Below are 13,035 nucleotides of genomic sequence, written 5' to 3'. Positions count from 1 at the left end.
CTTCCGGCGCCGGCAGGCCTCCCCTTCACGAGCGGGCGGGGACCCGGCGGTGCGTACGGGCCCGCCGGATCTGAGAGGGCCCCTTGAGCGAGAGTCGACACGTCCCGGTGATGCTCCAGCGGTGCCTGGACCTGCTGGCACCCGCCCTGGAAGGGCCGGACGCGGTGGTCGTCGACTGCACCCTCGGCCTCGGCGGGCACAGCGAGGCGCTCCTGGAGCGGTTCCCCGGCGTCCGCCTCGTCGCCCTGGACCGCGACAAGGAGGCCCTGCGCCTGTCCGGCGAGCGCCTCGCGCCCCACGGGGAGCGCGCCACCCTCGTCCACGCGGTCTACGACGAACTCCCCGAGGTGCTGCGCAGGCTCGGCATCGCGCGCGTGCAGGGCGTCCTGTTCGACCTGGGCGTCTCCTCCATGCAACTCGACGAGGCCGACCGCGGCTTCGCCTACGCCCAGGACGCCCCGCTCGACATGCGGATGGACCAGACGACCGGGGTCAGCGCCGCCGAGGTCCTGAACACGTACCCGCCGGGCGAACTCGTCCGCATCCTCCGGGCGTACGGCGAGGAGAAGCAGGCCAAGCGGATCGTGTCCGCGATCGTCCGGGAGCGGGAGAAGGAGCCGTTCAGCAACAGCGCGCGGCTGGTCGAGCTGATCCGGGACGCGCTGCCGCAGGCCGCCAAGCGCACCGGCGGCAACCCGGCCAAGCGCACCTTCCAGGCCCTGCGCATCGAGGTCAACGGCGAACTCGCCGTCCTGGAGCGGGCGATCCCGGCCGCCGTGAAGGCGCTCGACGTGGGCGGGCGGATCGCGGTGCTGTCGTACCACTCGCTGGAGGACCGGCTGGTCAAGCAGGTGTTCGCGGCCGGTGCCGCCACCACCGCGCCGCCCGGACTGCCCGTCGTGCCCGAGCGCTACCAGCCGCGGCTCAAGCTGCTCACGCGCGGTGCCGAACTCCCCACCGAGGAGGAGATCGCCGAGAACCGGCGGGCGGCGCCGGCGCGGCTGCGCGGGGCCCAGCGCATCAGGGAGGACGTCGAGTGAGGCGCGTGCAGGCCGGACCGAGGGAGCGCGAGTGAGCAGCACACCCGAACTGAAGGGGAGGGCCGCGCGTCTCGCCCGGCTCTTCCCGACCGGCCCCGGCCAGGCGGCCCGCACGCCCTTCGTCCTCCTGGTCGTCCTCCTCCTCGGCGGCGGTCTCATCGCCCTGCTGGTGCTCAACTCGGCCCTCAGCGAAGGCGCGTTCAAGCTCGACGACCTCCAGCGCGAGACGAAGAACCTCACCGACGAGGAACAGGCCCTCCAGCGGGACATCGACGCCTACTCCGCGCCCGAGGCCCTCCAGCGCCGCGCCCGTGAACTCGGCATGGTCCCCGGCGGCGACCCCGCCTTCCTCGCGCCCGACGGCTCGGTCAAGGGCGTCCCCAGCCCCGCCCCCGGCGTCCGGCGGACCGCCGCCCACGTCCCCCTGGTCCTCGCCCCCGAAGCCATGCCCGACGGCCCCGCCCCGACTCCGACCCCCGGCAGGTGACGGAAGTGTCCGACAGGGAACCCCCGCGCCGCCGCGTGCCGGGCCCAGCGGTGCCCGCCGACGGCGGGGCGCAGGCCGCTCGGTGGCCGCTGCCGCCTCGGCCGGTGGTGTCCGCCGGGCGGTCACCGCACAGCCGCGGGCCCGGCCCTGCCGAGGCGGGCGGTCCGGAGGTCCGTGGCCACCGTGGCGCGTGCCGCGCGGTGGTGGAGTGGCCGTCGGCCCGGCTGTCGGCGACCGCTGTCCGCAGTGCCGGGTACCGTCCCGGCCCGCGTCCGGCCGTCACCGCCTCCTCCAGTCCCCAGTCCACCCCGACCCCCGGCAGGTGACGGAAGTGTCCGACAGGGAACCCCCGCGCCGCCGCGTGCCCGGCCCCGCCCGGCCCGCCCGCCCCGACGCCCGCCGCCGGCCCGGGCCCGGCGCCCGTCCGGCCCGGCGGCCCGGGCCGGGCCGCCCGGCGGCGCCCAAGCCGCTGCGGCTGGGCAGCCCCCGCCCCCGGCTGCGTCTGGTGGGGCTGGCGCTGACACTGGTGCTGATCGCCTTCGTCGTGCGGCTGTTCCAGGTGCAGGCCGTCGACGCGAGCACGTACGCCGCCAAGGCCGAGCAGAACCGCTACGTCGGTCAGGTGCTGGCCGCGGACCGGGGCGAGATCACCGACCGGGGCGGTGTCGCCCTGGCGACCAGCGAGGACGCCTACGACATCACCGCCGACCCCACGATGTTCGCCCCCGGCCAGCTGAAGATCGGCGACGGGCCGGAACAGGCGGCGGCCCTGCTCGCGCCCATCCTCGGCCAGGAGCAGGAGACCCTGGTCAAGAAGCTGCGGCCGAAGAACAAGGCCCTGCGCTACGTCAAGCTCGCCTCCCGCCAGACCCCGCAGGTCTGGAAGCAGATCAAGGACCTGAAGTCCGCGCTCGCCAAGAAGGCGGAGACGGACAAGTCCGCCCACAACGTGCTCGCGGGCGTCTTCTCCGTCGCGACCAGCAAGCGCGTGTATCCCAACGGCGACCTCGCGGCCGGGATACTGGGCTGGGTCAACGGCGAGGGCAAGCCCGGCGGCGGCATCGAGCTCCAGCTGAACAAGCGGCTGGCCGGCAAGGACGGCAAGATCCGCTACGCCCAGTCCGGCGGCCGGCTCGTGCCCACCGCCGGGGGCTCCACCGAGACCCCCGCCGTCCCCGGCAGCGACGTCGAGCTCACCATCGACCGCGACATCCAGTGGGCCGCCCAGAAGGCCATCACCGACCAGGTGAAGGAGTCCGCGGCCGACCGCGGCTACGTCATCGTCCAGGACACCCGCACCGGGCAGATCCTGGCCATGGCCAACTCGCCCGGCTTCGACCCGAACGACCTGTCCGACGCCGACCCGGCCGCCCTCGGCAACGCCGCCCTCCAGGACGCCTTCGAGCCCGGCTCCACCGCCAAGGTCATGTCGATGGCCGCCGTGCTGGAGGAGAACGCCGCCACCCCGATGACCCACGTCGTCGTGCCCAACCGGCTGCACCGCGGCGACCGGCTCTTCAAGGACGACATCGACCACCCGACCTGGTACCTGACCCTCAACGGCGTCCTCGCCAAGTCCAGCAACATCGGCACCATCCTCGCCACCGGCCAGCTCGGCAAGACCCAGGCCCAGGCCAACAAGGTCCTCTACGACTACCTGCGCAAGTTCGGCCTCGGCAGCTACACCGGCCTCGGCTTCCCCGGCGAGACCCCGGGCATCCTCGCCCCGCCCGACAAGTGGTCGACCTCGCAGCAGTACACGATCCCTTTCGGCCAGGGCGTCTCCATCAACGCCATGCAGGCGGCGTCCGTGTACTCGACCATCGCCAACGGCGGCGTCCGCGTCGAACCCACGCTCGTGCGCGGCACCAAGGGCCCCGACGGCCGCTTCACCCCCGCCCCCAAGCCCGGGAAGACAAGGGTCGTGAGCGCCAAGACGGCGAAGACCCTCGCCCAGATGCTGGAGTCCGTCGTGGACGACGAGGAGGGCACCGGCACCAAGGCGCGCATCCCCGGCTACCGCGTCGCGGGCAAGACGGGCACGGCCAACCGCGTGGATCCGGCCACCGGCAAGTACCGCGGCTACACCTCGTCGTTCGCCGGGTTCGCGCCCGCCGACAAGCCCCGCGTCACCGTCTACTGCGCCATCCAGAACGCCACCGAGGGCAGCTACTTCGGCGGCCAGATCTGCGGCCCCGTCTACAAGCAGGTCATGGAGTTCGCACTGAAGTCCCTCCAGGTCCCGCCGACCGGCGCCAAGCCCGCCAAGCTCCCGGTCACCTTCAGGCGCTGACGGGCCCAGGCCCAGGTCAGCATGGAAACCAGCCAGGAACCACCTCGTGACGACGATCACCCCCGACCCCGGGAACCAGAACGCCCCCGGCCCCTCGCTTCGCCCGGAGGCGGGTACGCCCGGTACGCTCACCGCCGTGCCACACGCTGATCAGTCCCAAACCACCCAGAAGGGCCATCCCGTGACATACCCCGGGCCGCCCAGGCCGGTGCAGGTCTCCGCCACACCCCTCGCGGAACTCGCCGATCAGCTGGGTGCCCCCGCGCCGGAGAGCGCCGCCGAGGTCACGGGCATCACCCATGACTCCCGCGCCGTACGCCCCGGCGACCTGTACGCCGCCCTCCCGGGCGCCCGGCTGCACGGTGCCGACTTCGTGAACCAGGCCGCGGGCCTGGGCGCCGCCGCCGTGCTGACCGACCCCACGGGCGCCGAGCGCGCCGCCGCCTCCGGGCTGCCGGTCCTGGTCGTCGACGACCCGCGCGGGCGGATGGGCGAGCTGGCCGCCACGATCTACGGCCACCCCGGCCGGGACCTGCTCCAGATCGGCATCACCGGCACGTCCGGCAAGACCACCACCGCCTACCTCGTCGAGGGCGGCCTGAGGACGGTCCGCTCCACCGGCCTGATCGGCACCGTCGAGATGCGCATCGGTGACGAGCGCATCAAGTCCGAGCGCACCACGCCCGAAGCGACCGACCTGCAGGCCCTGTTCGCCGTCATGCGCGAGCGGGGGGTCGACGCGGTCGCCATGGAGGTCTCCAGCCACGCCCTGGTCCTCGGCCGCGTCGACGGCTGCGTCTTCGACATCGGCGTCTTCACCAACCTCAGCCCGGAGCACATGGAGTTCCACTCCGGCATGGAGGACTACTTCCAGGCGAAGGCGCAGCTGTTCACCCCGAAACGGGGCAAGCTCGGCGTGGTCAACGTCGACGACGAGTACGGCCGCAGGCTGGCCAAGGAGGCCACCGTCCCGGTCGTCACCTACTCGGCCGAGGGCCACCCCGACGCCGACTGGCGCGCCGAGGACGTCGAGGTCGGCCAGCTGGACTCGACGTTCACCGTCATCGGGCCCAAGGGCGAGCGGATCAGCGCCAAGTCGCCGCTGCCGGGCCCCTTCAACGTGGCCAACACCCTGGCCGCGATCGTCGCCCTCGCCGTGGCCGGCCTCGACCCGCAGGCCGCCGCCGACGGTGTGGCCGCCGTACCGGGCGTGCCGGGCCGGCTGGAGCGCGTGGACGCCGGGCAGCCGTACCTCGCGGTCGTCGACTACGCGCACAAGACCGACGCCGTCGAGTCCGTGCTGCGCGCCCTGCGCAAGGTCACCGAGGGCAGGCTGCACATCGTCCTCGGCTGCGGCGGCGACCGGGACACCACCAAGCGCGCGCCCATGGGTGCCGCGGCGGCGCGGCTCGCCGACACCGCCGTACTGACCTCCGACAACCCCCGCTCCGAGGACCCCCTCGCGATCCTCGCGACGATGCTGCAGGGCGCGGCGTCCGTGCCCGCGCACGAGCGCGGCGAGGTGCAGGTCTTCGAGGACCGGGCCGCCGCGATCGCCGCCGCCGTGGCGCGCGCCGAGCCCGGCGACACCGTGCTGGTCGCGGGCAAGGGCCACGAGCAGGGCCAGGACATCGCCGGTGTGGTCCGTCCCTTCGACGACCGCCAGGTGCTCCGCGAAGCCATCCAGAAGACCCAGGGATGAAAATCCAGAAGACCCAGGGGATGAACTTGTGATCGCCCTCTCCCTCGCCGAGATCGCAGAAGTCGTCGGCGGGCAGACGCACGACATACCGGATCCGTCCGTCCAGGTCACCGGCCCGGTCGTCCGGGACTCCCGTGAGGCGGTGCCGGGCAGCCTGTTCGTGGCCTTCGCCGGGGAGCGCGTGGACGGCCACGACTTCGCGGCGGCGGTCGTCGAGGCGGGGGCGGTGGCCGTGCTCGGCACCCGCCCCGTCGGCGTGCCCGCGATCGTCGTGGCGGACGTGCAGACCGCCCTCGGCGCCCTCGCCCGGCACGTCGTGGCCCGCCTCGGCACCACCCTCGTCGCCCTCACCGGCTCGGCGGGCAAGACCAGCACCAAGGACCTCATCGCGCAGGTGCTCCAGCGCAAGGCGCCGACGGTGTTCACGCCCGGCTCGCTCAACAACGAGATCGGGCTGCCGCTGACCGCGCTCAGCGCCACCGAGGAGACGAGGTTCCTCGTCCTGGAGATGGGCGCCCGCGGCATCGGGCACATCCGCTACCTCACGGAACTGACCCCGCCGAAGATCGGCCTGGTGCTGAACGTCGGATCCGCCCACATCGGCGAGTTCGGCGGCCGCGAGCAGATCGCCCAGGCCAAGGGCGAACTCGTCGAGTCCCTCCCCGCCGAGGCCGACGGCGGAACGGCCGTCCTCAACGCGGACGACCCCTACGTACGGGCCATGGCCTCCCGTACGAAGGCGAAGGTGGTCTTTTTCGGAGAGTCCGGCGAAGCGGACGTGTCCGCCGAGAACGTGCGACTCACGGACACCGGACAGCCCGCGTTCCGCCTTCACACACCCTCCGGTGCAAGCGATGTGACCATGCGCCTGTACGGTGAGCACCACGTGTCGAACGCGCTCGCCGCGGCCGCCGTCGCCCACGAGTTGGGCATGTCCGCAGACGAGATCGCCGTCGCGCTCTCCGAGGCGGGCTCCCTCTCCCGCTGGCGGATGGAGGTCACCGAGCGCCCGGACGGCGTGACGGTCGTCAACGACGCCTACAACGCGAACCCCGAGTCCATGAAGGCCGCCCTGCGCGCGCTGGTGGCCATGGGCAAGGGACGCCGTACGTGGGCGGTGCTCGGCAAGATGGCCGAGCTCGGGGACGACGCTCTCGCCGAGCACGACGCGGTCGGACGGCTCGCCGTCCGGCTCAACGTCAGCAAGCTCGTCGCGGTCGGTGGCAGGGAAGCCGCCTGGCTGCAACTGGGCGCATATAACGAGGGTTCGTGGGGTGAGGAGTCGGTGCACGTGTCCGACGCACAGGCGGCGGTCGACCTGTTGCGCAGCGAGTTGCGCCCGGGGGACGTCGTGCTCGTGAAGGCGTCCCGTTCGGTCGGGCTCGAAAGCGTTGCCCAGGCGCTGCTCGAGACCGGTGCCGAGGGTGAGGTTTCCGCCCGATGATGAAGCAGATCCTGTTCGCAGGAGTCATTGGTCTCTTTCTCACGCTGATCGGCACCCCGCTGCTGATCAAGCTCCTCGCGCGCAAGGGCTACGGCCAGTACATCCGCGACGACGGACCGCGCGAGCACGCCAGCAAGCGCGGTACGCCGACCATGGGCGGCATCGCCTTCATCCTGGCGACGGTCGCCGCGTACTTCCTGGCGAAGGTGATCACGGGCTACCTGGACCCGGAGGCCGACGCGGCGCCGACCTTCTCGGGTCTGCTGGTGCTCGGCCTGATGGTCGGCATGGGCCTGGTCGGCTTCCTCGACGACTACATCAAGATCGTCAAGCGGCGTTCGCTGGGCCTGCGGGCCAAGGCGAAGATGGCCGGCCAGCTGATCGTCGGCATCGCCTTCGCGGTGCTGTCCCTGCAGTTCGCGGACAACCGCGGCAACACCCCGGCCTCCACGAAGCTCTCCTTCATCACGGACTTCGGCTGGACGATCGGCCCGGTGCTGTTCGTGGTCTGGGCGCTGTTCATGATCCTCGCGATGTCGAACGGCGTGAACCTCACCGACGGTCTGGACGGTCTGGCCACCGGCGCCTCGGTGCTCGTCTTCGGCGCCTACACCTTCATCGGCGTCTGGCAGTTCCAGGAGTCCTGCGCCAACGCGCAGACCCTGACCAACCCGGGCGCGTGCTACGAGGTCCGCGACCCGCTCGACCTGGCGGTGGTCGCCTCCGCGCTGATGGGAGCCTGCCTGGGCTTCCTGTGGTGGAACACCTCGCCGGCCAAGATCTTCATGGGTGACACCGGTTCGCTCGCGCTCGGCGGTGTGCTCGCCGGCCTCGCGATCTGCTCGCGCACCGAGCTGCTGCTCGCCATCCTCGGCGGCCTCTTCGTCCTGATCACCATGTCCGTGGTGATCCAGGTCGGTTCGTTCCGCCTCACCGGCAAGCGCGTCTTCCGGATGGCGCCACTCCAGCACCACTTCGAACTCAAGGGCTGGTCCGAAGTGCTCGTCGTGGTCCGCTTCTGGATCATTCAGGGCATCTGTGTGATTGTCGGACTTGGCCTCTTCTACGCAGGATGGGCAGCGGACAAGTGACCTCCTCGGAGCCCTTCGACTTCCAGGGCAAGCACGTCACCGTCGCCGGACTCGGCGTCTCCGGCGTCCCGGCGGCCAAGGTGCTGCACGGCCTCGGCGCGACCGTCACGGTCGTCAACGACGGCGCCGACGAGCGCGCCCGGGCGCAGGCGGCCGAACTGGAGGCGCTCGGGATCACCGTGCGCCTCGGCGACGGCGACACGTTGCCCGAGGGCTCCGAGCTGATCGTCACCGCGCCCGGCTGGAAGCCGGACAAGCCGCTGTTCGCGGCCGCGGCACAGGCGGGCGTCCCGGTCTGGGGCGACGTCGAACTGGCCTGGCGCCTGCGCGGCCCCGACGCCGCCCCCTGGCTGGCCGTCACGGGCACCAACGGCAAGACCACCACCGTCCAGATGCTCGCCTCGATCCTGAAGGCGGCGGGCCTGCGCACCGCCGCCGTCGGCAACATCGGCGTCTCCCTGCTGGACGCGGTGCTCGGCGAGGAGAAGTACGACGTCCTCGCCGTGGAGCTGTCCAGCTACCAGCTGCACTGGGCGCCCTCCCTGCGCGCCCACTCGGCGGCGGTGCTCAACCTCGCCCCCGACCACCTCGACTGGCACGGCTCCATGGAGGCCTACGCCGCCGACAAGGGCCGCATCTACGAGGGCAATCGGGTCGCCTGCGTCTACAACGTGGCCGACAAGGCCACCGAGGACCTGGTCCGCGAGGCCGACGTCGAGGAGGGCTGCCGGGCCATCGGCTTCACCCTCGGCACCCCGGCGCCCTCCCAACTCGGCGTCGTGGAGGGCATCCTCGTCGACCGGGCCTTCGTCGAGAACCGGCAGAAGAACGCCCAGGAGCTCGCCGAGGTCGCGGACGTCGACCCGCCCGCCCCGCACAACATCGCCAACGCCCTCGCGGCGGCGGCCCTCGCCCGCGCCTACGGCGTCCCCGCCAAAGCCGTACGGGACGGCCTGCGGGCGTTCACCCCGGACGCCCACCGCATCGCGCACGTGGCGGACGTGGACGGGGTCGCGTACGTCGACGACTCCAAGGCGACCAACACGCATGCGGCGGAAGCCTCGTTGGCGGCCTACGAGTCGATCGTGTGGATCGCGGGCGGGCTCGCCAAGGGCGCCGTCTTCGACGAACTGGTCACCAAGGCGGCGAAGCGGCTGCGCGGTGCCGTGCTGATCGGCGCGGACCGCGCCCTCATCCGCGAAGCCCTCGCGCGACACGCGCCGGAAGTACCCGTCGTCGACCTCGACCGGACCGACACTGGGGCGATGCGCGCGGCGGTTCAGGAGGCACGGCGGCTCGCCCGCCCCGGTGACACGGTGCTGCTGGCTCCGGCGTGCGCCTCCATGGACATGTTCGTCAACTACAACAAGCGCGGGGACGCTTTCGCGGACGCCGTTCGTGAGCTCGGCTCCGCCGAAGGCTGACCCGGGTCCGCCTCGCCCGGCGGGAGTGCCGGGCGTACCTGGGAGGGACGCGTGACACGGATGCGGCTGGTGCCCGAGCGGCGGCCTGGGGGCCTGCGCGGCGGAGCGTTTCCCCCCGGCCTGGCCGGGTGATCGGCGATGCCCACCAGCCGCACCGGACGGCCCCCGGTCCAGCGCGCCCCCAAGCGCCCCGTCCCTCCCCGGTCCCTGCGCGACAACCCCGTCCTGAACTTCTACACCCGTGCCCGCCGGGGCTGGGACCGGCCGCTGACCGCCTACTACCTGATCCTCGGCGGCAGCCTGCTGATCACCGTGCTCGGCCTGGTGATGGTCTACTCGGCCTCCCAGATCACCGCGCTGCAGATGTCCCTGCCGGGCTCGTACTTCTTCCGCAAGCAGCTGCTCGCGGCGCTGATCGGCGCCGGTCTGCTGTTCGCCGCCTCACGCATGCCGGTGAAGCTGCACCGGGCGCTGGCCTATCCGATCCTCGCGGGCGCCGTCTTCCTCATGGCCCTGGTGCAGATCCCCGGGATAGGGGTGTCGGTCAACGGCAACCAGAACTGGATCGCCCTCGGCGGCTCCTTCCAGATCCAGCCCAGTGAGTTCGGCAAGCTCGCGCTGGTGCTGTGGGGCGCCGACCTGCTCGCCCGCAAGCAGGACAAGCGGCTGCTGACCCAGTGGAAGCACATGCTCGTCCCGCTGGTGCCGGCCGCCTTCATGCTGCTCGGGCTGATCATGATCGGCGGCGACATGGGCACCGCGATCATCCTCACGGCCATCCTGTTCGGCCTGCTCTGGCTGGCCGGCGCGCCCACCCGGCTGTTCGCCGGAGTGCTGTCGATCGCCGCCGTGCTCGGCCTGATCCTCATCAAGACCAGCCCCAACCGCATGGCGCGCCTGCAGTGCCTCGGCGCCACCGAACCCCAGTCCGGACCCGTCGACTGCTGGCAGGCCGTACACGGCATCTACGCCCTCGCCTCCGGCGGAATCTTCGGTTCCGGGCTGGGTGCGAGTGTGGAGAAATGGGGCCAACTCCCCGAAGCCCACACCGACTTCATCTTCGCCGTCACCGGTGAGGAACTGGGCCTGGCGGGGACGCTGTCGGTCCTCGCCCTCTTCGCGGCTCTAGGCTATGCGGGTATCCGCGTTGCCGGACGCACGGAGGACCCCTTCGTGAGGTATGCCGCGGGAGGCGTGACCACCTGGATCACGGCCCAGGCCGTGATCAACATCGGTGCGGTGCTCGGTCTGCTGCCGATCGCCGGTGTGCCTCTCCCGCTGTTCTCCTACGGAGGATCCGCCCTGCTGCCGACCATGTTCGCCATCGGGCTGCTGATCGCCTTCGCGCGCGACGAGCCCGCTGCGCGGGCAGCGCTTGCGATGCGGCAACCTCGCTTTGGTAGAAAGCGGGGGGCCGGGGGAACCGGTTCGGGTCGGAGTCCCCGGAGATGGAACACGATGCGACGGCGCGCCTCGGCGGCGCGTCCGTCCGGAGAGCGGTGAATTTCGGTGCATGTCGTACTCGCCGGCGGAGGAACCGCGGGCCACATCGAGCCCGCGCTCGCCCTCGCGGACGCCCTGCGCAGGCAGGATCCGTCCGTGGGCATCACGGCCCTGGGCACGGAGCGAGGCCTGGAGACGCGTCTCGTACCCGAGCGCGGTTACGAACTCGCGCTGATCCCCGCCGTGCCGCTGCCACGCAAGCCCACGCCCGAGCTGATCACCGTCCCGGGCCGGCTGCGCGGCACCATCAGGGCGACCGAGCAGATCCTGGAGCGCACCAAGGCGGACGCCGTGGTCGGCTTCGGCGGCTACGTCGCCCTGCCCGGCTACCTCGCGGCCAAGCGCCTCGGCGTGCCGATCGTCATCCACGAGGCCAACGCCCGCCCGGGCCTGGCCAACAAGATCGGCTCGCGCTACGCCAGCCAGGTCGCCGTCTCGACGCCGGACAGCAAGCTGCGGAACTCCCGGTACATCGGCATCCCGCTGCGCCGCTCCATCGCCACCCTGGACCGGGCCGCCGTACGCCCTGAGGCACGCGCCGCGTTCGGGCTCGACCCCAACCTGCCCACGCTGCTGGTCTCCGGCGGCTCCCAGGGCGCCCGCCGCCTCAACGAGGTCGTGCAGACGGTCGCGCCCTGGCTCCAGCAGGCCGGCATCCAGATCCTGCACGCGGTCGGCCCGAAGAACGAACTGCCGCAGGTCCAGCAGATGCCGGGGATGCCCCCCTACATCCCGGTAAGTTACCTGGACCGGATGGACCTCGCGTACGCCGCGGCCGACATGATGCTCTGCCGCGCGGGCGCGATGACCGTCGCCGAACTCTCCGCCGTCGGGCTCCCGGCCGCCTACGTCCCGCTGCCCATCGGCAACGGCGAACAGCGGCTCAACGCCCAGCCGGTGGTCAAGGCCGGCGGCGGCCTGCTGGTCGACGACGCGGAGCTGACCCCCGAGTGGGTCCAGCGACACGTCCTGCCTGTGCTCGCCGACCCGCACCGGCTGTACCAGATGTCCCGCGCCGCCGCCGAGTTCGGCCGCCGGGACGCCGACGACCTGCTCGTCGGCATGGTGTACGAGGCGATCGCCGCCGCTCGTGCACACCGCTAGGCACGGATGACGGAAGGCAGGGGAGCGTGGCCGGATCGACCACCGCCGAGCGCGGTGAACGCCAGCAGGAGTCGTCCGGCCCGCCGCCCGTCAGGCGTCTGCGGCGGCGCCACGTTCGTGTGATCGTCATCTCGGTCCTCGCCCTGGTCTTCCTCGGCATCCCGACGCTGTGGCTGTTCTACGGCTCCGACTGGCTGCGCGCCGAGCAGGTCTCCGTGTCGGGCACCCGGGTCCTGACACCGGCTCAGGTCGAGGCGGCCGCCGAGGTGCCGCTCGGGAAGCCGCTCATTTCAGTGGACACCGATGCGATCGAGACGCGACTGCGCCGGAAATTGCCCCGAATTGACACCGTTGACGTGGTCCGTTCCTGGCCTCATGGAATCGACCTGAAAGTGGTTGAGCGGACTCCGGTTCTGATTGTCCAAAAGGGCGGAAAGTTCGTCGAAGTGGACGATGAAGGTGTCCGTTTCGCCACGGTTTCTGAGGCGCCGAAAGGCGTGCCCGCCCTGGAATTGACGCTCGCGCGGTCCAGCTCCGCCGCCGCCAGCCTGCGCCGCTTCGGCGAGTCCCGGCTGGTGCGCGAGGCGGTGCTCGTCGCCCGCGCCGTTCCGGCCGCCGTCGCGCGCGACACACGGACCGTCAAGGTCCGTTCCTACGACGACATCTCGCTGGAGTTGCGGGACGGCCGCACGGTCGTCTGGGGAAGCAGCGAGAAGGGCCCCGCGAAGGCCCGTACGCTCACCGCTCTGATGAAAGCCTCGCCGGGCGCGCGGCACTTCGACGTCAGCGTCCCCACCGCGCCCGCGTCATCAGCGAGTTGACGCACATCCGCGCAGGCCAGCACCCTGGTTGGGCAGTGCTACGGCTGATCACATAGGGTGAAAAGAAAAACGGGAGGTTCGGCGTGTTCGTTGAACGTGCGCCACTTGTCGACTTAGTGTCCTGTT

10 protein-coding genes are annotated in these 13,035 nt (G+C 71.7%); all 10 read left to right on the top strand.

Annotation, left to right across the window (positions count from 1 at the left end):
- Positions 1-83 precede the first annotated feature (83 nt).
- The 10 genes from rsmH to ABZ948_RS02530 all read left to right on the top strand — a co-directional run bounded on the left by rsmH (position 84) and on the right by ABZ948_RS02530 (position 12,909).
- Positions 84-1,040, top strand: a complete 957-nt coding sequence (gene rsmH, locus ABZ948_RS02575; protein ID WP_359756546.1) for a 16S rRNA (cytosine(1402)-N(4))-methyltransferase RsmH — start codon at positions 84-86, stop codon at positions 1,038-1,040.
- 31 nt (positions 1,041-1,071) lie between these two features.
- Positions 1,072-1,527 carry a cell division protein FtsL gene (ftsL, locus tag ABZ948_RS02570; RefSeq protein ID WP_359756544.1) on the top strand — a complete coding sequence of 152 codons (456 nt, stop codon included), beginning with the start codon at positions 1,072-1,074 and terminating at the stop codon, positions 1,525-1,527.
- Positions 1,528-1,858: 331 nt separating this feature from the next.
- Positions 1,859-3,820: a peptidoglycan D,D-transpeptidase FtsI family protein gene (locus tag ABZ948_RS02565; protein ID WP_359756542.1), complete on the top strand. Its 1,962-nt coding sequence runs from the start codon at positions 1,859-1,861 to the stop codon at positions 3,818-3,820.
- Between the two features lie 181 nt (positions 3,821-4,001).
- Positions 4,002-5,522 (top strand): UDP-N-acetylmuramoyl-L-alanyl-D-glutamate--2,6-diaminopimelate ligase, encoded by a 1,521-nt coding sequence (locus ABZ948_RS02560; RefSeq protein WP_359756540.1) that lies wholly within the window; start codon positions 4,002-4,004, stop codon positions 5,520-5,522.
- Between the two features lie 28 nt (positions 5,523-5,550).
- The gene (locus ABZ948_RS02555; RefSeq protein ID WP_359756538.1) at positions 5,551-6,966 is read left to right on the top strand and encodes a UDP-N-acetylmuramoyl-tripeptide--D-alanyl-D-alanine ligase; all 1,416 of its coding nucleotides are present in this window, start codon (positions 5,551-5,553) and stop codon (positions 6,964-6,966) included.
- Positions 6,966-8,057: a phospho-N-acetylmuramoyl-pentapeptide-transferase gene (gene mraY, locus ABZ948_RS02550; protein ID WP_338785313.1), complete on the top strand. Its 1,092-nt coding sequence runs from the start codon at positions 6,966-6,968 to the stop codon at positions 8,055-8,057. The genes ABZ948_RS02555 and mraY overlap by 1 nt, the downstream gene beginning before the upstream one ends.
- Complete coding sequence (murD, locus tag ABZ948_RS02545) at positions 8,039-9,481, top strand: UDP-N-acetylmuramoyl-L-alanine--D-glutamate ligase (protein WP_359756536.1); 1,443 nt, start codon at positions 8,039-8,041, stop codon at positions 9,479-9,481. Before mraY ends, murD begins: the two co-directional genes overlap by 19 nt.
- Positions 9,482-9,619: 138 nt before the next feature.
- A complete protein-coding gene (ftsW, locus tag ABZ948_RS02540) occupies positions 9,620-10,984 on the top strand; it encodes a putative lipid II flippase FtsW (RefSeq protein ID WP_359756534.1) in 1,365 nt (454 codons plus the stop codon).
- Positions 10,985-10,990: 6 nt separating this feature from the next.
- Entirely contained in the window at positions 10,991-12,088 is a 1,098-nt protein-coding gene (murG, locus tag ABZ948_RS02535) for an undecaprenyldiphospho-muramoylpentapeptide beta-N-acetylglucosaminyltransferase (RefSeq protein ID WP_359756532.1), read from the top strand.
- A 26-nt stretch (positions 12,089-12,114) separates the two neighbouring features.
- Positions 12,115-12,909 (top strand): cell division protein FtsQ/DivIB, encoded by a 795-nt coding sequence (locus ABZ948_RS02530; RefSeq protein ID WP_359756530.1) that lies wholly within the window; start codon positions 12,115-12,117, stop codon positions 12,907-12,909.
- Positions 12,910-13,035 lie beyond the last annotated feature (126 nt).

Source organism: Streptomyces olindensis, assembly GCF_040645895.1.
Taxonomy (GTDB): domain Bacteria; phylum Actinomycetota; class Actinomycetes; order Streptomycetales; family Streptomycetaceae; genus Streptomyces; species Streptomyces olindensis.
Note: the sequence above shows the minus strand (reverse complement) of the source record. Positions and strands in the feature narration are given on the sequence as shown.

Coding starts and splice junctions, on each gene's coding strand:
- mraY (WP_338785313.1), top strand. CDS start 6,966: ATGAAGCAGATCCTGTTCGCAGGAGTCATTGGTCTCTTTCTCACGCTG.
- murD (WP_359756536.1), top strand. CDS start 8,039: ATGGGCAGCGGACAAGTGACCTCCTCGGAGCCCTTCGACTTCCAGGGC.
- ftsW (WP_359756534.1), top strand. CDS start 9,620: ATGCCCACCAGCCGCACCGGACGGCCCCCGGTCCAGCGCGCCCCCAAG.